The following is a 25430-nucleotide window of genomic DNA, read 5'->3' as shown; positions in this document are numbered from 1 at the left end:
GTGCCCCTTTCGATGTTCACAGTTTAACACGCGACTCGATAACGGCGCGATCAACTGCGCAGGTCAGGGCCACAACGACCAGGTACTGGGTCTTGACAGGGAGAGTTTGGTGTGCATCATGTTGGCGCCGAACGGGTGTCGGAACGACACATCCCACCATCGCGGTAAAACCCCGTCCACACATGTGCGCGACCCACTCGGATACGCCGGATCGTTACCGGTCACGCGCGTCACCGGCGAATGTCGCGGCCCGGCTCCCGCGCCGCGTACGCGGCGAGAACACAAACCGGGAAAACGCGGCCGCATCCCGATCGCATCGTCCGCCGAGGTGCGAGAAATCACACAGCAACAGCATGCAATCCCCCCTGACACCTCCCGGTGCATCCGGCATTCCCGGCCAACTACTACAGTGCCTAGTTGGAGTGCGCCCACTCGGACATGGAGGACAACCCGTGACTGCCCTGACTGCTGTGACTGCCGCGAGCCCGGTCGCGCCGACTCGGCGGCGCCGCATGATGACGGTCGCCGCGCTCGCCGCCGGTGCGGCGCTCGCCCTGTCCGGCTGCAGCGCCGGTCAGATCTCGCAGACCGCCGACCAGGATGCCGCGATCAACGGCAGCGCCGCCGAGATCGGCACCATCGCGCTGCGCAATGTGCACATCGTCTACCCCGGCGACGAGAGCCCCCAGAACAACACCAAGGGCGGCCGAGCCGCGCTGGCCCTGTCGATCGTGAACACCGGCGAAACCGTCACCGACGAGCTCACCAGCGTCACCACCGACCTCGGCACCGTGAAGATCACCCCGGCAGAGGGGAGCAAACTCGAGATCTCCCCCGCCGAGACCGTCGTGGTATCCACCCCGGAGGCGGGCGCGGAAACGGGCACCACCGGCGAAACCATCGAAACCGACGCCGGCGAAACCACACCGGCGCGTATCGAGATCACCGGCCTCACCCAGGACATCATCCCGGGGCTGACCTACAACGTCTCCTTCAACTTCAAGGAGAACGGGGAGGTTTCGGTCCAGGTCCCGGTCGACGCGGGGCAGGACGCACCGCGGCACGAATCGGAACTCTCCAAGAGCACCACCGGTTCCGCGGGGCACTGAGTTTTCCGCGGCGCCTACGGCCCGCGGGGTCGAGCCCTCTGGGCGTCGCCTTTCCGCCCGCGAGACTCGCGCCCACGGTATTCGTCGGGCGCGTCGGCGCACGCGGAGTCGAACCCTTTCGGCGCCGCCTTTGCGCCCCTGGGACTCGCGCCAGCGGCGCATACGCTTCGAGGGCCGCGAGGCGACGCGGGCTCAACCCTTCGTAGGCCTCACCGAACTCGGTGCCGTAAGGCGCGGGGAGGCGGAAGTCCGGCCGGCATGGTGGAGCCTCGTGTGCCGGGTGGGCGAATATCGGCGCCTGCGGCTACGTCCACGGAGTCTCCGGGCCCGGGGCTCCGGTTCGGTGTCGCGCGGCGGGCCGGGGGCACGCCGGAGCTGTCTCGGGCCGGTGTCGGTGTGAATGCGTAGGGTGCGGCTGTGGCAGTGACCAAGAACAAGGCCGTCTACCGGTGTTCGGAGTGCGCGCACGAAGTCGCCAAATGGGTGGGTAAGTGCCCCGGATGCGGGGCCTGGGGCACGGTCGACGAAGCGCTGCCGGTGGCGGCCGCGGCAGCAGGGCCGGGGCGCAGGGCGATGCTGCCGAGTACCGCGGCCGCTCCGATATCGCGGATCGACTCACAGACCACAACGGCGCGGACGACGGGGGTCTCCGAACTCGATCGTGTCCTGGGCGGCGGGATCGTCGCGGGATCGGTGGTGTTGCTCTCCGGGGAACCCGGAGTGGGCAAATCGACGCTGCTGCTCGAGGTGGCGCATCAGTGGGCCCGGCAGCGAGAAGAACGGGCCCTCTATGTGACCGCGGAGGAATCCGCGGGGCAGGTACGGCTGCGGGCCGATCGCACCGGCGCGGTGCACGATCGGGTGTACCTGGCCGCCGAATCCGATCTCTCGGTGGTGCTCGGTCATGTCGATCAGGTGAAACCCACGCTGCTGGTGGTCGATTCGGTACAGACCATGCTCGCCGCCGATACCGACGGGGTCATCGGTGGTGTCACCCAGGTTCGCGCGGTTACCGCGGCACTGACCTCACTGGCGAAGGCCAGCGGTATCGCTGTACTGCTCGTCGGGCACGTCACCAAGGACGGTGCGGTGGCCGGACCCCGCACCCTGGAACATCTCGTCGATGTGGTGTTGCAGTTCGAGGGCGACAAGAACACCACGCTGCGCATGGTGCGCGGGATCAAGAACCGGTTCGGTAGCGCCGACGAAGTGGGCTGTTTCGAATTGCACGACGACGGAATCGCCTGCGTCACCGACCCCTCCGGGCTCTTCCTGCACCATCGCGCGGATTCGGTGCCGGGTACGGCGGTCACCGTCACCATGGACGGGAAACGGCCACTGGTGGGCGAGGTGCAGGGGCTCACCGTGGAAACCCAGGTGCCGGCACCCCGGCGGGCGGTCAGCGGGCTGGATTACAACCGGGTGGCGATGGTGCTGGCCGTCCTGCAGAGCCGTTGCGGGCTCTATGTCGGCAAACAAGATGTCTACGCGGCCACGGTCGGCGGTATGCGCTTGACCGAACCCGCCGCGGACCTGGCCATCGCGCTGGCCATCGCCAGCGCCGCGCGCGACCGGGCCCTGCCACCGGGGTGGGTGATCCTGGGCGAAGTGGGGCTGGCCGGAGAGGTCCGCCGCATCACCTCCACCACCCGCCGGCTCGCCGAAGCCGAACGTCTCGGTTTCACCACCGCGGTGGTACCGCCCGGCGTGGACACCGGTAGGACACCGCTGACGCTGCACGAGGCGCCCGACCTCCGCAGCGCCCTGCGCCTGGCCGGTCTCACGCGGAAATGAGCCGGGCCGCCGAGATCAGGCGATGTTGAAGGGTTCGGGCGCGCTGCGCACCGCGCCCAACTGAGCGACGACGTTGTACGCGCCCACGGGCACCTGCACCCGCTCCCCCGCGCATTCCGGCTGGGAAGTGGCGCCCGTCCAGGTCACCGTGAAGGCGGCCTGTTCGCCGCGATCCAGGGTCCGCACGTCGGGGTCACCGTCGGGGTAGCAGTCGGTACTGGCCCACAGCTGGCGGCCGCCGTCCAAGGTGTGCACGGATACCCGTTGCAGCCCCGATCCCATATCCCGGGTGCACGGCTCACCGGAGATGTTCGTGATCACGATCCCGAAAACCGGCTCGTCCCCCACCCGGTAGGTGGGCTGACCCACCGACACCTTGATCGCCAGTGACTGGTCGGTGCACTGGCCCGCCGCGGCGGGCGCGGCCGTCGAGCTCCGGGTGACCGAGGCGGTGGTGGACTCGCGGGTAGTGGACGCGGGCGCCGAAGCCGCGGCGGATTCCGCGGTTTCGGTGGCGGTCACCGCGGCCGCACCGGGAGAATTCCCGCCCCGTGATACGGCGACGACCAGCCAGATCACCACCGCGAGCGAGACGATCAGCGCCCCGATGGCAAACACGCGACGCCGCCAGTAGATCTCCGGCGGTAACGGTCCTGTCGGTTCCAACACGTGTCAACGGTAAGCGCACCGAGCGGCGAGACCCGCCAACGGCACACCCGAAGGCGAGACCGATCGACGGACTCGGCCGCCGCCGTGACGGGACATGCCGATATTCCGCCGGAGCTCAGACGGTCTCACCGATATTGCCGACTACGCGATGGAGCTGTACCCGGCCGTCCACCAGCTTGTAGGTGACACAGGCGATCGCGCATTCACCGGTCGCCACACGCTGGGACACGATCATGGACCGCTGCATGAGCAGGCGGCTGGTTTCCACCACATGGCGGGCTTCGAGTTCGTCCACCGAACGCAGCCCCTCGCTCCGGCCGATCAGCATGGAGGGGGCGACCTTCTCGACAACACTGCGGATGAAACCGCCGGGTACCTCGCCGCCGTCCAGCGCGTCCAGCGTCGCTTTCACCGCCCCGCAGCTGTCGTGGCCGAGCACCACGATCAGCGGTACTTTCAGCACGCCCACGCCGTATTCGATGGAGCCCAGCACCGAAGAGTCGACGACATGGCCGGCGGTGCGCACCACGAACATATCACCGAGGCCCTGATCGAAGATCAACTCTGCCGCGACCCGGGAATCCCCGCAGCCGAACAGCACCGCGGACGGGCTCTGGCCGGTGACGAGCTTGGCTCGGTCGGCGGCCCCCTGGCTAGGATGCAGCAGCGTGCCGTTCACGAAGCGCTCGTTTCCCTCGCGCAGCGACTTCCAGGCACTTACCGGGTTGGACTGAGGCATATGTCCATTCTGCACGGTTTCGTGTTGTCACTGCTTCAGTTCGGTTACGGCGTGGCGTCCGATCGCGCCCAACCGGTGGCACTGCACGGTGAGGCGAACGGAGCGGATCGGTGAACAGCGGTAGTGGTAGCGAACCGGACAGGAGTGAGCGTCGGAGCACCTCGCTCGAGCCCACCGCACTCGACTCCGACGCCCTCATCGACTGGTACACCCGCACCGCACGCGATCTGCCGTGGCGACGGGCCGGGGTGAATGCCTGGCAGATCCTGATGAGCGAGATCATGCTGCAGCAGACCCCGGTGGCGCGCGTCGAACCGATCTGGCGTGAATGGGTGGCCCGATGGCCCGTCCCCTCGGCCATGGCGGCGGCCGGAGCCGGTGATGTGCTGCGCGCCTGGGGCAAGCTCGGCTATCCGCGCCGGGCGCTGCGGTTGCACGAATGCGCGCGGGTCCTCGCCACCGAGCACGGCGATCAGGTGCCCGACGATGTCGAGGTACTGCTCGGGCTGCCGGGAATCGGAGCGTACACCGCCCGGGCGGTCGCCTGCTTCGCCTACGGGCAGCGTGTTCCGGTGGTCGACACCAATGTGCGGCGGGTGGTCGCCCGCGCCGTACACGGACGCGGTACGGCCGGAAACCCGGCGGCCCGGGATCTGCGGGAAACCGAAGCCCTGCTGCCCGCCCGGGTGGACCGTGCGGCCGTCTTCTCCGCGGCCCTGATGGAACTCGGCGCCACCGTGTGCACGGCCCGGACACCGGACTGCGCCCGCTGCCCGCTGCCCCGCTGCGCGTGGGTGGCGGCGGGCCGCCCGCTCACCGAATCGACACGCCGGACCCAGAAGTACGAGGGCACCGACCGGCAGGCCCGCGGCCGTTTGCTCGATGTACTACGCGCCGCGCACGGACCCGTGGAACGTGTCCGCCTCGACCTGGCCTGGACCCGCGACCCGGGACAGCGCGACCGCGCATTGGACTCGCTTCTGGTGGACGGCCTGATCGAGCAGACCGACGACGGGCTCTTCGCGCTGGCGGGCGAAGCCTGAGCCCACCGGCCGCGGTTTCCCCGCAAGCGCTCATCCGCCGGTGGCGGACTCCGGGGCCGGCCGCAGCAACCGGGTGAGGAAATCCGCCACCGCCGCCCGGTATCGGGCGGGCTGATCGTCGTGGACGAGATGTCCGGCACCGGGGATCACGATATGACGGGCGCACGGGTGCAGTTCGGCCATCCGGCGCATCTGGCCCGGCGCGGTGATGGTGTGCTCGCCCTCGATCAACAGGGTGGGTGCCGTGAGACGTTCCCATTCCGTCCAGAACGAGCGGGTGCCCCATTCCTCGGAGATATCGCGGAAGGTCGCGATATCTCCGTGCAGGCGGTAACCGTCGGATGTCCGGTCGAACGAGTTCCGGAAGTAACGCCCGGCGACCGGGCCGAAGAATTCCAGCAGGGCGTTCTCGTCGGCGAAGGGCTGCGGCCAGGCCTCGATCATCGCAGCCCAGTGCGCGGCCGTGCGCCCGGTGAAATCCGCCCCCATATCCTCCACCACCAGTCCGCGTACCCGTTCCGGATACCGGGCGGCGAATACCCACCCGTGCAGCCCACCCATCGAATGACCGATGAGCACCATGGGTTCGGTGACGGCGGCGGTGGCAGCGGCCAGATCGTCGACGAAGGCCTCGGTGGAGAGGTCGGCCGGAGCGGGACGCCCGTGCCCGGCCGCGTCGAAGGTGAACACCCGCCCGTATTCGCGCAACCACGGGACCTGGTCCTGCCAGGTCCGGGCACTGCCCATCAGCCCGTGCAGCAGCAGTATCGGAACCCCGGCCCCACCTTCGTCGTGCAACACCGGACCGAGTTTATTCCCCGGTCGCGCGAGCCGGCCGCACGCGACCACCGGAAACGACAGCCACCGAGCACCGGCAGCGCCACCGACCCACCCGAGCCGATCGAAGCGCACGACCCCGCACTTCCTCCTCCGGATGACCGGCATCCACAGGTCGGGGCCCGCCCCGGGTCTGCAGCGACCGAACACCGGAGCGAAGAGCCGGGGTCCGACCCACCCCGCCGGAGGCGGGCGATCCAACACACCCGGGGCCCCGGCCCGCGGCGCCGGAGGCGCTGCGATCGGAGACAGCCTTAAGCTCTGGGTATGGCTGTTGTGAAGATCAATGCGATCGAGGTTCCCGAGGGCGCGGGACCCGAATTGGAGAAGCGGTTCGCCCACCGCGCGCACGCTGTCGAGAACTCCCCCGGTTTCCTCGGCTTCCAGCTGCTGCGGCCGACCGCCGGGGAGAACCGGTACTTCGTCGTCACCCAGTGGGATTCCGAGGAGTCCTTCGCCGCGTGGCGCGACGGCCCGGCCAAGGAGGCGCACGCCGGGCAGCAGAACAAGCCGGTGGCCACCGGCGCCTCGCTGCTGGAATTCGAGGTCGTGCTCGATGTAGCGGGTAAAGCCGCGTCCTGAGCCGTCCGGCCCGGTGGTTCCGTGCCCGCCTAGCGCAAAGCACCGGGAACCGGCCGGTGGAACCCGGGCTCCCCGTACGAGGAGCCCGGGTTCGGGTCAGGATTCGAGGGCGGCGTCGAGAGTGATGTCGTCCACCCCGGCCAACGCCTTGCTCACGGGGCAGCCGGCCTTGGCGGCTTCCGCCGCCGCGGTGAATCCGGCGGCGTCCAGACCCGTCACCCGGCCGCGGACGGTCAGCGCGATGCGGCTGATCCGGAAACCACCGGCCGGGTCGGGGCCCAAGGTCACCGCCGCCGATACGTCCAGGCTCTGCGGGGTACCGCCGGCCTGAGCGATCTCGTTCGACAGGGCCATGGCGTAACAAGACGAATGCGCCCCGGCGATCAGCTCCTCCGGGCTGGTCGTACCGCCGGCCTCGTCGGCCGACCGCTTGGGGAAGGACACCTCGTATTTGCCTACCCCCGAGCTGACCAGCTCGACTTGACCAGAGCCGTCCTGCAGGCCACCGGTCCATGCGGTGCGTGCGGTACGTGTGGGCATCATGTTCCTTTCGAAGACGATTCGTTCGAGTCCGTCTCGAACCTACTCGCAGGTGTCAGCCCGCGGCAGCGGTACGCTCGTCGAGTCGCGCCAGTATCGCGGGCCATGCCTCCCGGTGCCGGTCTCGGGCCGCCTCATCGGCGAATCCGGTGTGCCGCAACCGCAGCCGGATCCCACGCGGTTGTTTGACGAACTCCACCCGCACCACGGTTTCCGCGCCGTCGGTACCGCCCGCGCCGGTGACCCAGGTCAGTTCGACCAGGCGGCCCGGCTCCAAGCGGAGGAAGCGGCCGTAGTGCGGCCGGCGATTTCCCTCGTGCCGGGTTTCGAAGTAGAACGGCTCGTTCACCTCGGGCCGCATCCGCACCGACACCGGATCCGCGAACCAGATATCGAAACCCTGGGTCCACGCCAGATAGAGGAGCTCCGGTGAAGCGCGCATGACCCGCTCCACCGTGAGCTCGTACGGCCGTGCTGACAGGTCCGGTACACGCACTTGCTGGTCGACCATCACTGGACCATACCCGTGCCGCCGTGGGTCGCGCCGCAGTTGCTCGGTTCGTCGGGCCGTCACCGGTTGTTTCACCGGAAAACGGGAAATCCGGCCCCGGAATATCATTGCGCCACCGACAATCCGGGTGTGCGACGACAACCGACCGCGACGGGCGAATAGGGTGATGCGGGTGGAGAGTGCGCGATGACGGGCTGGCAGATCGTCGGGTTGCTGGGCTGGCTGGCGCTGGCCGCCGCGCTGGCCGAGGTGGTGCGGCAGCGCCGCGTGCTGGCCGGGACCCGGCGTGAACTGGAAACCGAGCGTCACGCGGCCACGCAGCGGCAGCGTGAGCTCGAGGTGAGCACCGAACGCCTCCTGATCGCCCGGGAATTGCACGATGTGGTGGCACACAACCTGTCACTCATCAATGTGCAGTCCGGTATGGCGCTGCAACAGGTCGAGAACAAATCGGCGAAGGCGGCGGGAACCGTGGCCGAGATCAAGAACACCAGCCGCAACGCGCTCGAGGATGTGCAGGCTCTCCGGCACGCGATCCAGTCGGTGGAGGAGATGGCACCACCGCCCACACGAACCCCGGCCGACCGGCCCGCCGCCGCCCGGCCCGGTAATCGACGCGACCCCGGAAAACGCCCGCGGCGTGGGGGTTTCGTCCGGCGGGACCGCCCGGAGGGCCCCCAGCGTCCCACGGGCGGCGCCGCCCGGCCGGTGGCCTCCCCCGCACCGCCCCCGCCGCCCGAACCGGACCCCACCATGTCCGATCTCGACGAATTGCTGCGCAAACCCCGCTCGGCGGGCCTCACCGTCCATACCCGGGTGCTGGGTGAGCCCGGTTCGCTGCCCGCGGCCATCGATGACGCGGCGACTCAGATCGTGCAGGAATCCCTGGCCAATGTGATCCGCCACGCGCCGGGCGCCGAGGCCACGGTGACCGTGCGCTATACCAGCGATTCCGTGGACCTGACCGTCGACAACACCCGGCCTTCCGGTAAACCGGAACACACCGGTCCCACCCGCGGTATGGGCATCATCGCCATGCGCGAACGCACTCATGCGCTGGGCGGGGCGTTGACCGCCGGCCCGAAACCGAGTGGCGGCTATCGGGTCGCCGCCCGGCTGCCCAGCCGCCCCCTGCGGATCGCCATCGACCCGGACGCACGGTTGCGGACCGGGAAGGAGTCGGCCGGGAACGAGACGCGGGAACCCGCGCCGGTTCCGGCCGGCGGCTCCGAAACGTCGGGTACCGGGCCGGAAGAGACCGAATACAACTCTCGGACAACCGAATAGGCCGCCGTACCGTAGTTCCCCCCGAATTCCGGGCGGTTCGCCGGTAAGCGGGTATCAGATATCCCCGGGGTTCGCGCCCCGTCGCTCCTCCTCGGTGAATCCGGCGGTGCGGGCCGAACCCGCGGCCTCGGCGGGCGCCTGCAACCGGCGAGAATAAGCCCCGGCCGCCCGGAAGACACCGGCCACGCCGGCCGGAGCCGCACCATAGGTTATGGACTGCTGCGGTGCGAAACCCAGCCCGCTACCGATCTCCACGGCATCCATATTTGCGCCGAGGAAGAGGAAGTCCCAGTTGTACACGTTCTGCTGCTGCTCGATCAGCGAGCGCACCGCGGCATGGGTCCATTCCCGGCTCGCGTTCTCGTGACCGTCGGTGAGGATCACGACGATCACCGTACCGGGCCGCTCGTCCTCGGGACGCCCGGCGAGTTCACTGCCGATATCGGTGACCAGTTTGCCGATGGCGTCGTAGAGCGCCGTACGGCCGCGGGGACGCAGAACCGGAGGCGGAACCTCCTCGAGCGCGATATTCGAGTACACGCACTCGTACTCGGTATCGAACTGGGCCAGGGTGACCCGTACGGTCTTGTCGACTTCGCGTTGTTCGTCGAAGAACGCCGCCAGGCCGCCCTCCGTATCCGATTTGATGGTCTGCATGGAACCGGAACGGTCGAGCAGTACGGCGATCAGGGTCAGGTTCGCATCGGTCATCGGCACCCCCGGTTCGAATCGAATGAACGAAACCCACCTTACGCGCGGGCACCGACCCCACCCGGCGAACGGACGCCGCTCGGTCCGGAAACACCGAAGGACCTGCCCACCGATGATCGGTGGGCAGGTCCTTCGGTAACGCTGCTTCTACTCGCCCGAGGCGGCCTCGGCCGAGCCCTCGCCCGCGCCGGTCAGCACGACCTCGGGCTTCTTCTCACCGTCGTCCTTGGTGAGCTTGGCCTTCGGGGTGAAGGTGAACCGGGCGTCCTCGCCGGAGCCTTCGCCGTCCCAGCCCTCGACATCGACCTGGACGGTCTGGCCGGGGCCGATCTCGCCGAACAGGATCTTCTCCGAGAGCTGGTCCTCGATCTCGCGCTGAATGGTGCGGCGCAGCGGCCGGGCACCGAGCACGGGGTCGAAGCCACGCTTGGCCAGCAGGTTCTTGGCGTTGTCGGTGAGCGTCAGCGCCATGTCCTTGTTCTTCAGCTGCGTTTCCACGCGGGCGATCATCAGATCCACCATCTCCACGATCTGCTCGTTGGTGAGCTGGTGGAAGACGATCACATCGTCGATACGGTTGAGGAACTCCGGCCGGAAGTGCTTCTTCAGCTCGTCGTTGACCTTGAGCTTCATCCGCTCGTAGTTCGAGCCCTCGTTGTTGGACTGCGAGAAGCCCAAGCCCACGGCCTTCGAGATATCCGAGGTACCGAGGTTCGAGGTGAAGATCAGCACCGTGTTCTTGAAGTCCACGGTCCGGCCCTGGCCGTCGGTGAGGCGGCCGTCCTCGAGCACCTGCAACAGGGTGTTGTAGATCTCCTGGTGGGCCTTTTCGATCTCGTCGAACAGCACCACCGAGAACGGCTTGCGGCGCACCTTCTCGGTGAGCTGGCCGCCTTCCTCGTAGCCGACGTAGCCCGGAGGGGCACCGAACAGCCGCGAGGCGGTGAAGCGGTCGTGGAACTCGCCCATATCGATCTGGATGAGCGCGTCGTCGTCGCCGAAGAGGAAGTTCGCCAGCGCCTTGGACAGCTCGGTCTTACCGACACCGGACGGACCGGCGAAGATGAACGAACCGGACGGGCGCTTCGGATCCTTCAGACCGGCGCGGGTACGGCGGATGGCCTTCGACACGGCCTTGACCGCGTCCTCCTGGCCGATGATCCGCTTGTGCAGCTCGTCCTCCATACGGAGCAGCCGGGTGGTCTCCTCCTCGGTGAGCTTGAACACGGGGATACCGGTCCAGTTGGCCAGCACCTCGGCGATCTGCTCGTCGTCGACCTCGGCCACGACATCCAGGTCGCCGGAGCGCCACTGCTTCTCCCGCTCGGCCCGCTTGGCGACGAGCTGCTTCTCCTTGTCGCGCAACCGCGCGGCCTTCTCGAAGTCCTGGGCGTCGATCGCCGATTCCTTCTCCCGGCGCGCGTCGGCGATCTTGTCGTCGAACTCGCGCAGGTCCGGCGGGGCGGTCATCCGGCGGATACGCATCCGGGCGCCGGCCTCGTCGATCAGGTCGATCGCCTTGTCCGGCAGGAACCGGTCGTTGATGTAGCGATCGGCCAGGGTCGCGGCGGCCACCAGTGCGCCATCGGTGATGGAGACCCGATGGTGCGCCTCGTAGCGGTCGCGCAGACCCTTGAGGATATTGATGGTGTGCTCGACGGTCGGCTCGCCCACCTGCACCGGCTGGAAGCGGCGCTCGAGGGCCGCGTCCTTCTCGATGTACTTGCGGTACTCGTCGAGCGTGGTCGCACCGATGGTCTGCAGCTCGCCGCGAGCCAGCTTCGGCTTCAGGATCGAGGCCGCGTCGATCGCGCCCTCGGCGGCGCCGGCACCGACCAGGGTGTGCAACTCGTCGATGAACAGGATGATGTCGCCGCGGGTGTTGATCTCCTTGAGCACCTTCTTCAGACGCTCTTCGAAATCACCGCGGTAACGGCTGCCGGCGACCAGCGAACCCAGGTCGAGGGTATAGAGCTGCTTGTCCTTGAGCGTCTCCGGCACCTCACCGTTGACGATCGCCTGGGCGAGCCCCTCGACGACGGCGGTCTTACCCACGCCGGGCTCACCGATCAGCACCGGATTGTTCTTGGTGCGGCGGCTGAGCACCTGCATGACCCGCTCGATCTCCTTCGAGCGACCGATGACCGGGTCGAGTTTGCCCTCCAGGGCGGCCTGGGTGAGGTTGCGGCCGAACTGGTCGAGCACCAGCGAGGTGGACGGCGTCCCGGTTTCCCCGCGGGCACCGGATTCCACCGGTTCCTTGCCCTGGTAGCCGGACAACAGCTGGATGACCTGCTGACGGACCCGGTTGAGATCGGCACCCAGTTTCACCAGGACCTGCGCGGCGACACCCTCACCCTCGCGGATCAGGCCGAGCAGGATGTGCTCGGTGCCGATGTAGTTGTGGCCGAGCTGCAGCGCCTCGCGCAGACTCAGCTCGAGCACCTTCTTGGCGCGCGGGGTGAACGGAATATGGCCGGACGGGGCCTGCTGCCCCTGACCGATGATCTCCTCGACCTGACTGCGCACGCCCTCCAACGAGATACCGAGCGACTCCAGGGACTTGGCCGCGACACCCTCACCCTCGTGGATCAGCCCCAGCAGGATGTGCTCGGTGCCGATGTAGTTGTGGTTGAGCATCCGGGCCTCTTCCTGGGCCAGGACGACGACACGCCTCGCGCGGTCGGTGAACCTCTCGAACATCGCTCCCTCACTCTCCTGCTCCGGACTCTATGGCCGGCTGATGCCGTGGTGTGTCGTGGACAACCGTCGGCCTCAGCCTGCCATGAAGGCCAGGGGTTGCGGCCCCCGCCTCCCACTCTAGTTGGCAGGGGATTACGCCGCCGCCGGTCCACCCTAATGATGTGGGCTCGATGGCAGGGTTATTCACTCATAACGCCCTTACCCGCCGTTTGGTTTCCCATTCCGGTTTTGCCGAGAGCGAACAGCGGCGGCCCCCAGGACCGGGAACCCCATCCGGGCGGGACAGCGGGCACGGTTGCCCGGGATCACAGATCGCGATCGGTGATGAGACCGCTGCGCATGGCCAGTGCCGCGAGCCGGACCCGCTTCTGGTTCTGCGGCAGATCCTCGACCCCGAACTTGGTGAACAGAGCACGCAGATGGGTCTTGACGGCGTCCACACTGAGGAACAGTTCGTCCGCGATCTGCTGATTGGAGGCGGGTGCCGCGAATCCGGCATCGCCCTTGTACGGACGGCAGAGCGCGATCAGCACGCCCCGCTGCGATTCGGTCAGCGAACGGACGGTCGGGAGGCCGGCGCCGGATGCCCGGGTCTGATCGTCCACCACCCCGTTGAAATCGTGGAAGGAGACCAGGGAGGTACCGACGCGGATGCGGTCGCCGGGCATCAGCCGACGGCGGCCGTTGATCCGTTCACCGTTGACGAACGTACCGTTGCGGGACAGGCCGTCGTCCACGATGGTCCAGTGCGCGGCGAGATATTCCACCGCGGCATGCAGTCGTGACACCTCGGCGTCCCAGCGCAGCGAGAGGTCCGCGCCGGCCGAACGCCCGATGGTGATCCGCTGCCGGTCCGGACTCAGCATCACCTCGCACCTGCGGCCCTGCTCATCGGTGAATCGTAGGAACGAGCCGACGGATCCGGTCACTGCGCCGATACCTCACCTCTCCATACCGGCAGCAACTGCCGAACACTACGAACCCCGCACCACATCGAGCACCGGGTCCGATCGAACACTTCTATGGTGCCGGGCGATCATGCGCTCGAGCAAGATGGAAGCCGCTGGGCGCAGCGGCCCCGGCAACCGATGCCGGGGCCAGCGGTAATTCCGAATCGCTATCGAGAAAGATCGGTCACCGCCCGGAAAAACCGCAGGCAGGACGGTTGAAAGAAGAACTAACCCTTCGAAGCCTTGTTGTACGCGTCGGTGATATCCGCGGAGATACGGCCCCGCGCGGAAACCTTGTGACCATTCCGGCGCGCCCACTCACGAATTGCGGCACTTTGTTCCCGGTCCATGGTGGCGCGCGCCTTGGAGCCCCCGGCAGCCGCGACGGCGGACTTCACCCGGCGCCGGCCACTCACGCGACGCGCGCTGGAAACCCACTGCTCCAACTCGTCCCGAAGCTTCGCCGCATTCGATGACGACAGGTCGATCTCGTACGACACACCATCGATTGCAAACTCGATGGTCTCGTCCGCGATGGACTCACCGTCGACATCGTCGATCAGGCTAACGGTGACCTTCTTTGCCATGAGATGAACGTCCTCTCGAAATCGTGCGACCTGTAAAATCAGGCCTGATTACCCGAGGCAAGAATACCTCGAATTCGAAAAATTCCAAGACGAGCGGTCGGCTATGCAAACCGTTCGCTCAACGACCGGCCGGCCGCACTATTGGGAACAGTATCGTTTCGCGGATTCCCAATCCGGTGAGAGCCATCAACAACCGATCGATTCCCATACCTGTTCCGGTGGTGGGCGGCATACCGTGTTCCATCGCGGCGAGGAAGTCTTCGTCCAGCACCATTGCCTCGTCATCGCCGGCCGCGGCCAGTCGCGCCTGATCGATGAACCGTTCACGCTGGATCACCGGATCCACCAACTCCGAATAGCCGGTGGCCAACTCGAAGCCGCGGATATATAGATCCCACTTCTCGGTGACACCGGCCCGGGACCGGTGCTGCCGGGTGAGCGGAGAGGTCTCCACGGGGAAATCACGGACGAAAGTCGGCACGTACAGCTTGTCACCGTAGCTGTGCTCCCAGAGTTCCTCCACCAGTTTGCCGTGCCCGTAACCCTTGCCTTCGGGAATTTCCAGACCGACCCGGTCGGCTAGTGCCAGCAATTCCGGAACTGTTGTTTCCGGGGTGATCTCCACCCCCACCGACTCCGATAGCGAGGGATACATCTCGACCGTTGTCCACTCGCCGCGTAGGTCGTATTCGGAACCATCGGCCAGTGTCACGACCTGAGTGCCCAGCGCCTCCTGCGCGACTTCCTGGATCAATTCCCGGATCATCCGCGCGGAGTCGTCGTAGGTACCGTACGCCTGGTAAGTTTCGAGCATCGCGAACTCGGGCGAATGAGTGGAATCGGCACCTTCGTTCCGGAAGTTGCGATTGATCTCGAACACTCGCTCGAGCCCCCCGACCACACAGCGTTTGAGAAACAGTTCCGGAGCAATGCGCAGGTAGAGATCCATATCGAGCGCATTGGAGTGCGTCCGGAACGGTCGCGCGGCAGCGCCGCCGTGCAGGGTCTGCAGCATCGGCGTCTCGACCTCGAGGAAGCCGCGCCGCTCCAGAGCGTTACGCAGGGCACGCACCACCGCGACCCGCGTACGAGCCGTCTGCCGGGCCTCCGGACGCACGATCAGATCGACATAACGCTGCCGGACCCGCGCCTCCTCGCTCATCTCCTTATGGGCGACGGGCAGCGGCCGCAGCGCCTTGGCTGCCATCGACCAGGAATCGGCCATGACGCTCAGCTCGCCGGTGCGGGAGGAGATGACCTCGCCGTGCACGAACACGACGTCACCGAGGTCCACATCGGCCTTCCAGGCGGCCAGCGCGTCCGCTCCGACACCGTTCAGGCTGACCATGGCCTGCAGGGTGGTCCCGTCACCCTCCTGCAGTTGGGCGAAGCACAATTTCCCGGTATTACGCATGAAGATGACGCGGCCCGCGACACCGACGATCTCCCCGGTAGCGGTATCGGCCGCGAGATCCGGATAGGCGGCACGAATTTCGGCCAGGCTGTGGGTCCGGGGCACCTCCACCGGATAGGCCTCGCCACCCGCCGCGAGCAGCCGTTCCCGCTTCTCCCGGCGGATCCGCATCTGCTCGGGGAGGTCTTCGACTTCCACGGAGCGGCCAGATCGCCCCGCGGGGACCACTCCCGCGGAGCCGCCGGTTGACGAGGTATTCGGGTTGCTCACAGCGAACCACCCTAGCGTGCACCGCAAATCGATTCGCGAGGCGCCCGCCTACTTCCCCGCGACCGGAAATGACCGGTGAAGAGGCGCGGATGTCCGGACAGTCGAAAATAGACCATATGGTTGCTTCGATAATTCCCCGAGCAACCCGGCCCTCAGCAAATGTATTGCCGTCCGGTCGTATTCGCCGAACGGAGGTAATTCAGAGAACGGCGAGGGAACGGACTTCCCTGGTGAAGTGCGGCGCACCGGTCGCGACGGTTCGCATTCCGGCCGCCTCCAGCGCCCGATAACCGCCCACCAGATCGGTCGCCCGGTGCAGGCCCAATTGGCGCAGCGAGGCCGCGGCCAGACTCGAGGTATAGCCTTCCGAGCACACCACGATCCATTCCACGTCGTGGTCGGTGGCCAGCGCCAGCCGAGCCGAACTACTGGGATCCAGGCGCCACTCCAGCACATTCCGTTCGATGACCAGCGCACCCGGCAGAGTTCCCTCCCTGGTCCGCTGCGCTTCGGGACGGATATCCACCAGAATCGCACCCCGGGCGAGGGCCGCGGGCAGCTCGACGGGATGGATCCGGCGCAACTGCGCTCGGGCGTGGGCAAGCATCTGATCGATGGTCAATCGCGACATCAGAGATCACCTTCGGGCTGGTCGGTGAGGACGGTACGGGTGCGCCGGAGGCTGCCGTGCCCCGTCACCTCGTAATAGGACATGGCGGTGAGCGGCGGCGAATAGGCGTGCACACTCAGCGTCGGATCGAGGGGGCCGGTGGTAGCCGGCCCGGACAACGCCGGGCGGTCGGGGGCGCGGACGACATCGTGCACCCAGCCGATCGGGAAGGCGGCCTGGTCCCCGGCGCCGAGCACCCGGTGACGCAGCTCCGAACCATTCCATCGATACTCGGCGAGCGCTCCGCTGAGCACGGTGAGCGCACCCAGCGAACCGGCGTGATCGTGCAGCTGGGTGGACTTGTCCGGTGTCCAGCTGATCAGCCAGATATCGACCTCGTCGTCGGCTACCAGCCGGGTGGCCCAGCGTTCGACGGTCGGCCAGTCGCCGTTCACCGGAAGCAGATGGTCGTACCGGCCGGAGAGGACATCCTCACCGGTTTCGTCGGTCAGGCGGAGCAGATCCGCCGGCCGTAGCCGAGTGGGCAGGGCCGGGGCGATCGGACGATCGGGTATCGGGTTCGCCGCGGCAGCGGAGAGATCACGGGCGACGGGCCGGGCCAGAGACGAAAGAACAGGCGAACGCATGAGCGCTTCTCCAGGAAAGAGATGACGGTCGAGGACTTCGGGAACGCCTCGAACTGCCGAGGCGAATCAGCCTCGACAACACTCCTGGGTACGCACGCGCTTCAGCACAGGGCGAGCTTAGCAAGCCCGGGGCCCGGAGGCCACAGCCGGCGCAGCGGAATTCGTCACAACCCCCGTGAGCCCGGTTCAGCCGCGGTTACGCCGCTGGTTGCGTTCGTAGACCAGCCGCAAACCGGTCAGGGTGAGATGCGGTTGGTGATGTTCGATGGTTTCCGATTCCCCGATGATCAGCGGCGCCGCCGCCCCCGTCGCCACCACCGCGACCCCGTCCCCGGCGAAACCGTCGATATCGTCCCGGATCCGGTCGATCAGGCCGTCCACCAGGCCGGCGAAACCGAAAATGGCGCCGGCCTGAATGCACTCCACGCTGTTCTTGCCCACAACCGACCGTGGACGGGTCAACTCCACCCGCCGCAGCGCGGCCCGCTCGATCAGGGCCTCGGTCGCGGTCTCCACCCCGGGTGCGATCACCCCACCCAGAAACTCGCCCTTGGCCGATACGAGATCCACGCAGACGGATACACCGAAATCCACCACGATCGCGGCGCTGCCGTACTCGTGGTAAGCGGCGAGACTGTTCACTATCCGGTCCGCGCCGACCTCTTTCGGATTGTCCACCAGCAGCGGAATACCCGTTCGCACACCGGGTTCCACCAGCACATGCGGAACATGCTGCCAGTAGCGATCCAGCATCACCCGCAGTTCCCGCAGCATGGGCGGCATGGTGGACAGACCCGCCACACCGGTAACCTCGTCGAGCTCGGCCCCCACCAGCCCACGCAGATTCATGGCGAATTCGTCGGCGGTGTGCAGCGGATTGGTGTGGATCCGCCAGTGCCGCACCAGCTCAGCCCGCGAACCGGCACCGGCGATCAGCCCGATGACGGTACTGGTCGTACGGACATCGATGGTCAACAGCATATGGTCGCCGCCACGCTCAGACCAGAGAGAGGTTACGCGGGCTGATCAGATCCGAGCCCTCGGGCGCATGGGCCGGATCCGACCCCAGCTCCACCGGACGGTTGCGATCGTCGACGAAAACCACCTTCGGGTCGTAGTCGCGCAGCTCGGCCTCGTCCATCATGCCGTAGGCGATGAGAATGACCAGATCGCCGGGGTTCACCAGATGCGCCGCGGCCCCGTTGATACCGATCACGCCGGAACCGCGTTCACCCGCGATCACGTAGGTCTCGAGCCGGGCGCCGTTATCGATATCGACAATGCAGACCTGCTCACCCTCGAGCAGATCGGCGGCGTCGAGCAGATCCTGGTCCACGGTCACCGAACCGACATAGTGCAGATCGGCATGGGTCACGGTGGCCCGGTGGATCTTGGACTTCATCATGGTGCGCAACATCGCGGCCACCTCTCTGTGTTTATGGCCCCGCCTCCGGCGGGGCGGGTTCGGGGCCCCCTTGTGTCTCGGGTCTTCACTCCTACGCTCAGTCGCTGCGCTCCTTCGCTCCGTCGCTCCAGACCCGAGACGGGCCCCGAACCACGGATCAGGACCATTCGAAGGAGCCGGGAAATGTGCAGGCAGCCGGGGGAGAGATTCGCGGGGACAGGCGCGGGTGCTGCCCCGAGTGTGCGTGGTTCCGTTCCGTGGTGCGGATCGGAGGGGGCCGGCACGGCGGCGCGGCCGGGCGTTGCGGGGTTCCGGACAGTTCGGTGATCGCGGATGCGGGGCGCATCGCTCATCGCCGTACCGCTCGGGCGGGGAAGACCCGCGGCACGCGCCCTGGACCGGCGGGTACCGGGGCGGAATACCGGGCCCGGGCAACCCGTGGAAGACGAAGTGCTCATGGTCGTTCGGCTCCGGGTGAAGCCGACGCCGTATCGGCACGGGGGGTCCCCGCGAGTGCGGGGGCGGAGGTGTCGGCGTCGGGGTGACCGTCCAGGGGCGCGCCGAGCCGGACAGCGGCGTTGTCGATCAGCCGGGTGGTGCCGATCCGCGCGGCGATCAGCAGGCGGCCGTTACCGGATGCGGGAGCGGGACCCAGGTCCGAACCACGCAGTTCGAGATAGTCGAGGTCGATTTCCGGGGCAGCGGCCAGCACCGCGTGCGCGGCGTCCAGAACGGCTCGCGGGCCCGCGGCGCCGGCCCGCGCCCCGGCCAGCAGCGACGCGGACAGGGTGGTCGCCAGCTCACGCTGGGTGGGGTCGAGGTAGCGGTTGCGCGAGGATTTGGCCAGGCCGTCGGCCTCCCGCACGGTGGGCACCGCGACGATCTTCACATCGAAGTTCAGGTCCCGGACCATCTGCCGGATCAGCGCCAGCTGCTGGTAGTCCTTCTCCCCGAAGAACGCCTCGTGCGGGCGCACGATCTGCAGCAGTTTGGCCACCACGGTGAGCATCCCGGCGAAATGGGTCGGCCGGGACGCGCCTTCGAGATCGGCACCGATCGGGCCGGGCTGCACCGTGGTGCGCGGCCCGTCCGGGTACATATCCGCCGCGCTCGGCGCGAAGACCAGCTCGACCCCCTCGCCCCGCAGCAACGCGACATCGGCGTCGAGGGTACGGGGATAGCTGTCCAGATCCTCGTTCGCGCCGAACTGCAGCGGGTTCACGAAAATCGATACGACCACGATCTGGTTGGTGCGCTTGGCGCGGCGGACCAGTTCCAGATGGCCTTCGTGCAACGCACCCATGGTGGGCACGAATCCGATCGTGCGGCCGGCGCCGCGCAGCGCGCGAACGACCTTGCCGAGCACCACGGGATCGTGCTGCACGGTGAGCTCACCGGCGCGATACGCGCCACGCAGAGCGGGGTCGGTCATAGAGCCTCCTTCGAAACCGCTACCCGCGGCCCGCGAAGACCACAGCGAAGACAGAGGTACCGCATCACGAAACCTCCCCCGAAACCGCTACCCACGGTCCGCGGAGACCACAGCGAAGGCGGAGGTACCGCATCACGAAACCTCCCCCGAAACCGCTACCCACGGTCCGCGGAGACCACAGCGAAGACAGAGGTACCGCATCACGAAACCTCCCCCGAAACCGCTACCCACGGTCCGCGGAGACCACAGCGAAGACGGAGGTATCGCATCATCGGGGGTCCTCCAGCAGTTCCCGCAGTTCGGCGGGGGCCTGGGCCCGTTCGGCGGTGCGCCGCGACATCGCCCGGTATCCGGCGGCAAGCCGCGGGTCGGCCGCGGTGAGCGCCGCGAGATGGGCGGCCACCGCCGCGGTGTCGCCACGCGCGACGGGACCGGTGAGCGCGGCCTGGCCGCGACGCAGGGCATTGTCGAGAGCCGCCGAGGCGAGCGGGGCGAGCAACCGTTCCGGGAGACCGTTCGGCTGATCGTCGACGGTCTGCTGACCGAGCAGGCCCGGCCCCGCCAAAGCGGCACGCAGAGCCTCCACCGCGTCCAGAACCAGAGTGACCAGATGGTTGCTGCCGTGCGCGAGCGCCGCGTGATACAGCGGGCGCTGTTCCTCGGTCACCCGGACCGGCTCCCCACCCATTTCGATGACCAGCGACTGTGCGATGGCGTAGCCGATTTCGTCGGCGGCGGTGATCCCGAAACAGGCATTGGCCAGGCGGGAAAGATCCTCGTCGTGACCGGTGAAGGTCATGACGGGGTGGATGGCCAGCGGTAATGCGCCGGCTTCGCGCAGTGGAGCGAGCACGCCGATACCGTTGGCGCCGGAGGTATGCGCGACGATCGTGCCGGCCCGCACGGTGCCCGAACCCGCCAGCCCACGCACCAGGCCGGCCAGTTCCGCATCCGGGACGGCGAGAATCAGCAGTTCGCTGCGCGCGGCGACCTCTTCGACCGGAAGGATCCGCGATTCCGGCAGCCGGGTCCGCGCGCGGTGTACGGAGGCGTCGGAGATCGCGGCCACGCCGAACACCACATGTCCGGCGCGCTCGAGCGCGGCGCCGAGAGCCGATCCCACACGTCCCGCCGAGACGATTCCCACCGTCAGTCGTGCGGGCGCCGGATCACCACTCGCGGCCGGATTGCCAGGAGTTACGCGTGGCGAGGTCACCAGTGTCCTCTCGAAGTCGTTCCAGTCCCGCCGAGCGGGTACCGGACGTTACGAGTCGAGGATAGGGCCCGGATCGCCCGATACGCCATGGGCACCCCGGGTGATCTGCACCGCACTTCAGGAGCTGCGCTGCTCTTCTTCCTGGCGCAGATTGGCCATGATCTCGGCCACCGACAGGCGCCGGGCGCCACCGGTGTCGGTATGGACGCGGCGGCGCCGCGACGGTTTCCTCGGCAGTGCCGCCTGAATGCCGCCCGGATATTGCCGGGATTTCGCCGGGGCCGCCTCCGTCGTCCCGGTTCCCGGCTCCGGAGTCGCGGCGGTGGGCTCCGGCGCGGGCGGGCCGTGGAGCTGTTCCGGCGGACGCGGCGGTCCGGCGAGGAACTCCGCGGGATGCGGCGGACCGTACCGTTCGTCCCTGGCGGCGGAATCCGCCGGATCGTCGTGGACCTCGGTGAAGGCATCCGACCAGGTCGGGCCGGTGATATGCGGCGCGACCGGGGAGCGCGGCGGGTCGTCGTCCAGCCGGACGATCGCGGTTTCGGCGGTCACCGGGGCGTCGTCGGGGCTCGCGAACCGGGGACGGTTCGGATGGTCGGTCTCATAGATCGGTGTCACAGCGTTACGTTCCCCGCCGTCCGAGCCCGGCCGGGAGGCACCCGAGTCCGTATCCACCCAGCCGTCGGCGGCATGCGACCAGCCCGCTGCCGCGTTGGCCCAGGCGTCGACCGCCCCGCGGTCTCCCTCCTCCGGGACCGGCCACCCGGTGGCGAGACCGGGCCCTTCCTGCCCGCTCGGCAGTTCCTGGACCCGGAACGCGGAGGCACGCAGCGCGGGGCGCTCCTCCGGCAGTTCCCCGTCGAAGAGCCGCTCCAACTGGCGGCGCAGCGCTGCCAGTTCGGTCCGCAGGGCGGCCATCTCCGTGGCCTCTGCCCCGACCTCCGACCGCACCCGGGCCTCGACACCGAATTCGTGCTCGCGCCGGGCGTTGATCTCCCGCTCGAGCTCCGATTCGTACACCCGCCGCATATCGCGCACCTTCGCCTGATAGCGGTTCACCGCCCAGGCGCCGAGGACCGCCGCCCAGAGCGCGATGACCAGACCCACCCGGATGAACTGCAGGCTGTCACTGAGCACCAAGAAGACGCTGGCCACCACACCCAGTAGCACCGAGGCACCGAGGAAGAGCCTGCCCACGTCTTCCCGGCCGCGCGTGGAAGTGCTACTGCGGGACGGTGAAACCATGACCGCAAGGGTAGCCGCGATATCCGTACGCGCCCAGGTCAGGAAGGGCGGCCTCCATCACGGAGACCACCTACGGAATGGCCGGATCGTCGGTGGGGTCGTCGGGGGCACGGCAGCAGTATTCGAGCCACAGCGCGGCGACGGCGAGCGCGATACCGGCGCCACACCCGATGAGGGCGCCGGGATAGTCCGCGTCCGCCGCACGCAGATCGCCGCGTTGCGGGAATATCCACAGCAGAAATCCCAGCCAGACCCCGGCCACCAGCGACCCCACCTGAGCGGATGCCTTCGCCAGAGCGAGAGCCCGGGCAACGGTGATCGGATGTAGCTGACGCAGATCTGCGCCGATCTGCCGGTTGCTGACCCGCGACCGGATATAGAAACCGAGGGCGGCCTCCAGCGCCGCCACCGGATACAGGGAGGCCCCGGCGATAGTGGTGATCGGCGGGAAACTCCCGTAGGCCAGGCGGGTGGCCACCCAGGCGATCAAGGCGGCGATCAGCACATTGGCCAGGAGCTCGCGGATACGGGTGGGTTTGAGTTTCATCCCCCCGCCGCTGTCCCCGGGACCGCCGCCGGTGTTCTTGTCGCTGCCCCCGAAGGTCATGGCGCGTCTCCTGCGGCGGGGTCGAGGGTGAATCCGGTACGGCGCACGCCCGCGCGTTCGCCGGGGTCCAGCTCCGCCAGCAGGTCGGCGACCCGGTACCCGGTTCCGCCGACCTCCAGGCGCGCGTCGGGCTCCACATCCAGCCAGGGCACCAGTACGAAAGCCCGCTCGTGGGCCCGCGGATGTGGAAGAGTGAGTTGGGGATCGGTGGCCCGGCAGACACGCCAGCCCGCCTCGGTCGCTTCGGCGCAGGACACGATATCCACATCGAGCGTGCGGGCGCCCCAGCGCACCGTGCGTTCCCGGCCGGCGGCCTGTTCGAGTCGCCGACCGTGGCGCAACCAGTCGTAACAGTCGTAGGCGGGGTCCTCGGCCACCAACACGGCATTGAGGAAATCGTCCTGTTCCACCCCGCCCCAGGGCGCGGTGGTGTACACCGGCGATACCGCGCGGACGCGCGTACCGAGATTTGCGACGACACCCCGTAACAATTCCAGGCGGTCCCCCATGTTCGAACCGATGGAGAGGACAGCACGTGTCATGGCGCCGCCTGCTCGCGGCGGCCGCCGGTGACCACGCGCACATCGGCGAAGCTGTGCGGGATCGGCGCGGCCGGTTTGTGGAGCGTCACCTCGACATCGGCGACGCCGGGTACGGCACGCACCCGGTCGGCGATCTCGGCGGCCACTGTCTCGATGAGGTCGCGCGGCGGCCCCTGCACGATTCGCACGGCGAGATCGGCCAGCGCGCCGTAATCCACGGTACGAGCCAGGTCGTCGGTGGCCGCGGCGGCGGAGATATCCGTCCATACGGTCAGATCCACCACGAATTCCTGTCCGTCCCGGCGTTCGTGCTCGTAGACCCCGTGATAGCCGAAAACGCGCAGCCCGCGTAGTTCGATACGGTCCGGTCCGGCCGGGCGTGTGCTCACCGGGACGCTCCCATCCGTGCGGCTTCGCGCCAGGCATCGGTGACAGCGATGGCGTCCTGCGAACCCCGGACATCGTGCACCCGGACGCCCCAGGCACCGTGCCAGGCCGCCAGCGCGGACACGGTGGCGGTGGCGGTCTCCCGGCGGGCAGGCGGGCGTGGACCCTCGGTATCGGCCAGCAGCGATCCCAGGAAACGTTTGCGCGACGCCCCGATCAGCACCGGGAAACCGTCCGCGACGAACCGGTCGAGCGCGGCCAGCAGCGCCCAGTTGTGTTCCGCGCTCTTCGCGAACCCCAGACCCGGGTCGAGAATGAGCCGGGTGGGATCCACGCCCGCGTCGACGGCGTGCCGTACCTGCGCACCGAGCTCGGCGCGCACCTCGGCCACCACATCGTCGTAGTGTCCGGCCGGGCCGGTGTGCCGGTAATCCGCCGCGGCCCGCCAGTGCATGAGGATCCACGGGATATCCGCCGCGGCGACCACCTCGGCCATCGCGGGATCCGCGCGCCCGCCGGAGACGTCGTTGACCACCGAGACTCCGGCCGCTATGGCTGCCTCGGCCACGCCGGCCCGCATGGTGTCGACGCTGGTGGGCACCCCGGCCGCGACCAGCCCGCAGATCACCGGCACCACCCGCTGGATCTCTGTTTCCGGATCCACCCGGACGGCACCGGGACGGGTCGATTCGCCACCCACGTCGACGATGTCCGCACCCATCTCGTACAGCCGGACGCCGTGTTCGATCGCGCGGTCCGGGTCGAGATAGCGCCCGCCGTCGGAGAACGAATCACTGGTCACATTGACAATGCCCATCACCACACACGAGCGGCCCGGGCGCGGCTGGACACCCGGGCGGGGCAGCACGCCGGTCAGCGTGGGGACGGCGGCCGGTCGCTGCTCGCTCACTTGCGCAGGATCAGGTCGAGAGCTTCGGCACGGGAGGCCGAACTGGTCTGCAACAGACCCCGTACCGCCGAGGTGGTGGTACTGGCGCCGGGTTTACGGATGCCCCGCATCGCCATGCACAGGTGTTCGGCCTCGATCACCACGATGGCGCCGCGCGGATCGAGTTTCCGCATGACGGCATCGGCGATCTGGCTGGTGAGCCGCTCCTGCACCTGGGGTCGTTTGGCGTACAGATCGACCAGCCGTGCCAGTTTCGACAGCCCGGTCACCCGGCCGTGCGTACCGGGGATGTAACCGACGTGCGCGACACCGTGGAAGGACACCAGATGATGTTCGCAGGTGGAGTACATCGGGATATCCCGGACCAGCACCAATTCCTGGTGCTCCTCGTCGAAGGTGGTGTTCAGCACCGTATCCGGTTCCACGTACAGCCCGGCGAACATCTCCCGGTAGGCCCGGGCGACCCGGGCGGGCGTATCCAGCAACCCGGGGCGGTCGGGGTTCTCCCCGACCGCGATCAGCAGCTCCCGGACCGCCGCCTCGGCTCTCTTCTGGTCGAACGGTTCACCCGTGTGCAGGGCGATCAGTTCCGGTTCCCGAGGGCCGGTTTCTCCCAGCTCGGCGGGGATACCGGCTCCTTGGCCGTCGATCTGCTGATGGGCCGACATTCGAGGACACCTCCA

27 protein-coding genes are annotated in these 25430 nt (G+C 67.9%); 5 read left to right on the top strand and 22 right to left on the bottom strand.

The features are described from left to right. Nucleotides 1-452: 452 nt before the first annotated feature. Entirely contained in the window at nt 453-1109 is a 657-nt protein-coding gene (locus ACYR7D_RS07950; protein WP_459548968.1) for a hypothetical protein, read from the top strand. Nucleotides 1110-1532: 423 nt separating this feature from the next. Then, nucleotides 1533-2903 carry a DNA repair protein RadA gene (gene radA, locus ACYR7D_RS07945; RefSeq protein ID WP_459550079.1) on the top strand — a complete coding sequence of 457 codons (1371 nt, stop codon included), beginning with the start codon at nt 1533-1535 and terminating at the stop codon, nt 2901-2903. A 15-nt stretch (nt 2904-2918) separates the two neighbouring features. Here radA and ACYR7D_RS07940 read toward each other — a convergent pair whose 3' ends face one another. Further along, nucleotides 2919-3572 carry a hypothetical protein gene (locus tag ACYR7D_RS07940; RefSeq protein ID WP_459548967.1) on the bottom strand — a complete coding sequence of 218 codons (654 nt, stop codon included), beginning with the start codon at nt 3570-3572 and terminating at the stop codon, nt 2919-2921. A 115-nt stretch (nt 3573-3687) separates the two neighbouring features. Continuing rightward, nucleotides 3688-4311: a carbonic anhydrase gene (locus ACYR7D_RS07935; protein WP_459548966.1), complete on the bottom strand. Its 624-nt coding sequence runs from the start codon at nt 4309-4311 to the stop codon at nt 3688-3690. A 197-nt stretch (nt 4312-4508) separates the two neighbouring features. Between ACYR7D_RS07935 and ACYR7D_RS07930 the strand changes: the two genes are divergently transcribed. Then, nucleotides 4509-5354 carry an HhH-GPD family protein gene (locus ACYR7D_RS07930; protein ID WP_459550078.1) on the top strand — a complete coding sequence of 282 codons (846 nt, stop codon included), beginning with the start codon at nt 4509-4511 and terminating at the stop codon, nt 5352-5354. A gap of 30 nt (nt 5355-5384) precedes the next feature. Here the strand turns inward: ACYR7D_RS07930 and ACYR7D_RS07925 are convergent, their stop codons facing one another. Then, nucleotides 5385-6155: an alpha/beta fold hydrolase gene (locus ACYR7D_RS07925; RefSeq protein ID WP_459548965.1), complete on the bottom strand. Its 771-nt coding sequence runs from the start codon at nt 6153-6155 to the stop codon at nt 5385-5387. Between the two features lie 303 nt (nt 6156-6458). Here ACYR7D_RS07925 and mhuD point away from each other — a divergent pair, with 303 nt between their 5' ends. Then, nucleotides 6459-6773: a mycobilin-forming heme oxygenase MhuD gene (mhuD, locus tag ACYR7D_RS07920; RefSeq protein WP_459548964.1), complete on the top strand. Its 315-nt coding sequence runs from the start codon at nt 6459-6461 to the stop codon at nt 6771-6773. A 96-nt stretch (nt 6774-6869) separates the two neighbouring features. Here mhuD and ACYR7D_RS07915 read toward each other — a convergent pair whose 3' ends face one another. Further along, nucleotides 6870-7313 carry an OsmC family peroxiredoxin gene (locus tag ACYR7D_RS07915; protein ID WP_459550077.1) on the bottom strand — a complete coding sequence of 148 codons (444 nt, stop codon included), beginning with the start codon at nt 7311-7313 and terminating at the stop codon, nt 6870-6872. Nucleotides 7314-7368: 55 nt separating this feature from the next. Further along, nucleotides 7369-7824: an SRPBCC family protein gene (locus tag ACYR7D_RS07910; protein WP_459548963.1), complete on the bottom strand. Its 456-nt coding sequence runs from the start codon at nt 7822-7824 to the stop codon at nt 7369-7371. Nucleotides 7825-8010: 186 nt separating this feature from the next. Here ACYR7D_RS07910 and ACYR7D_RS07905 point away from each other — a divergent pair, with 186 nt between their 5' ends. Then, nucleotides 8011-9111: a sensor histidine kinase gene (locus ACYR7D_RS07905; RefSeq protein WP_459548962.1), complete on the top strand. Its 1101-nt coding sequence runs from the start codon at nt 8011-8013 to the stop codon at nt 9109-9111. Between the two features lie 54 nt (nt 9112-9165). Here the strand turns inward: ACYR7D_RS07905 and ACYR7D_RS07900 are convergent, their stop codons facing one another. The 17 genes from ACYR7D_RS07900 to folE form a co-directional block, all read right to left on the bottom strand. Then, complete coding sequence (locus tag ACYR7D_RS07900; protein WP_459548961.1) at nt 9166-9822, bottom strand: vWA domain-containing protein; 657 nt, start codon at nt 9820-9822, stop codon at nt 9166-9168. Between the two features lie 147 nt (nt 9823-9969). Next, a complete protein-coding gene (locus ACYR7D_RS07895; RefSeq protein WP_459548960.1) occupies nt 9970-12525 on the bottom strand; it encodes an ATP-dependent Clp protease ATP-binding subunit in 2556 nt (851 codons plus the stop codon). Nucleotides 12526-12830: 305 nt separating this feature from the next. After that, on the bottom strand, nt 12831-13454 hold the full coding sequence (locus ACYR7D_RS07890; protein WP_459548959.1) for an FHA domain-containing protein: 624 nt from the start codon (nt 13452-13454) through the stop codon (nt 12831-12833). A gap of 248 nt (nt 13455-13702) precedes the next feature. Beyond that, nucleotides 13703-14062 (bottom strand): histone-like nucleoid-structuring protein Lsr2, encoded by a 360-nt coding sequence (locus ACYR7D_RS07885; RefSeq protein ID WP_459548958.1) that lies wholly within the window; start codon nt 14060-14062, stop codon nt 13703-13705. A 118-nt stretch (nt 14063-14180) separates the two neighbouring features. Continuing rightward, nucleotides 14181-15647 carry a lysine--tRNA ligase gene (lysS, locus tag ACYR7D_RS07880; RefSeq protein ID WP_459550076.1) on the bottom strand — a complete coding sequence of 489 codons (1467 nt, stop codon included), beginning with the start codon at nt 15645-15647 and terminating at the stop codon, nt 14181-14183. A 298-nt stretch (nt 15648-15945) separates the two neighbouring features. Then, the gene (locus ACYR7D_RS07875) at nt 15946-16368 is read right to left on the bottom strand and encodes a rhodanese-like domain-containing protein (RefSeq protein WP_459550075.1); all 423 of its coding nucleotides are present in this window, start codon (nt 16366-16368) and stop codon (nt 15946-15948) included. Nucleotides 16369-16376: 8 nt separating this feature from the next. Further along, nucleotides 16377-17003 (bottom strand): cysteine dioxygenase, encoded by a 627-nt coding sequence (locus ACYR7D_RS07870; RefSeq protein WP_459548957.1) that lies wholly within the window; start codon nt 17001-17003, stop codon nt 16377-16379. 186 nt (nt 17004-17189) lie between these two features. Next, nucleotides 17190-17984 (bottom strand): type III pantothenate kinase, encoded by a 795-nt coding sequence (locus ACYR7D_RS07865; protein WP_459548956.1) that lies wholly within the window; start codon nt 17982-17984, stop codon nt 17190-17192. Between the two features lie 16 nt (nt 17985-18000). After that, nucleotides 18001-18420, bottom strand: coding sequence for an aspartate 1-decarboxylase (gene panD / locus ACYR7D_RS07860; protein ID WP_459548955.1), 420 nt, complete (start codon nt 18418-18420; stop codon nt 18001-18003). A gap of 442 nt (nt 18421-18862) precedes the next feature. Continuing rightward, the gene (gene panC, locus ACYR7D_RS07855; RefSeq protein ID WP_459548954.1) at nt 18863-19840 is read right to left on the bottom strand and encodes a pantoate--beta-alanine ligase; all 978 of its coding nucleotides are present in this window, start codon (nt 19838-19840) and stop codon (nt 18863-18865) included. 268 nt (nt 19841-20108) lie between these two features. Then, a complete protein-coding gene (locus tag ACYR7D_RS07850) occupies nt 20109-21056 on the bottom strand; it encodes a Rossmann-like and DUF2520 domain-containing protein (protein ID WP_459548953.1) in 948 nt (315 codons plus the stop codon). Nucleotides 21057-21173: 117 nt separating this feature from the next. Beyond that, entirely contained in the window at nt 21174-22301 is a 1128-nt protein-coding gene (locus ACYR7D_RS07845; RefSeq protein WP_459548952.1) for a DUF6779 domain-containing protein, read from the bottom strand. Nucleotides 22302-22371: 70 nt separating this feature from the next. Then, nucleotides 22372-22848 carry a DUF3180 domain-containing protein gene (locus ACYR7D_RS07840; protein ID WP_459550074.1) on the bottom strand — a complete coding sequence of 159 codons (477 nt, stop codon included), beginning with the start codon at nt 22846-22848 and terminating at the stop codon, nt 22372-22374. A gap of 56 nt (nt 22849-22904) precedes the next feature. Continuing rightward, nucleotides 22905-23450 (bottom strand): 2-amino-4-hydroxy-6-hydroxymethyldihydropteridine diphosphokinase, encoded by a 546-nt coding sequence (gene folK, locus ACYR7D_RS07835; protein WP_459548951.1) that lies wholly within the window; start codon nt 23448-23450, stop codon nt 22905-22907. After that, nucleotides 23447-23839, bottom strand: a complete 393-nt coding sequence (gene folB / locus ACYR7D_RS07830) for a dihydroneopterin aldolase (RefSeq protein ID WP_459548950.1) — start codon at nt 23837-23839, stop codon at nt 23447-23449. The genes folK and folB overlap by 4 nt, the downstream gene beginning before the upstream one ends. Further along, complete coding sequence (folP, locus tag ACYR7D_RS07825; RefSeq protein WP_459550073.1) at nt 23836-24654, bottom strand: dihydropteroate synthase; 819 nt, start codon at nt 24652-24654, stop codon at nt 23836-23838. The genes folB and folP overlap by 4 nt, the downstream gene beginning before the upstream one ends. An 89-nt stretch (nt 24655-24743) precedes the next feature. Next, nucleotides 24744-25415 carry a GTP cyclohydrolase I FolE gene (gene folE / locus ACYR7D_RS07820; protein ID WP_459548949.1) on the bottom strand — a complete coding sequence of 224 codons (672 nt, stop codon included), beginning with the start codon at nt 25413-25415 and terminating at the stop codon, nt 24744-24746. Nucleotides 25416-25430: the final 15 nt, after the last annotated feature.

The organism is Nocardia sp. X0981, assembly GCF_977089955.1.
The sequence above is the reverse complement of the archived record's forward strand: the minus strand, read 5'-3'. Positions and strand labels throughout refer to the sequence as shown.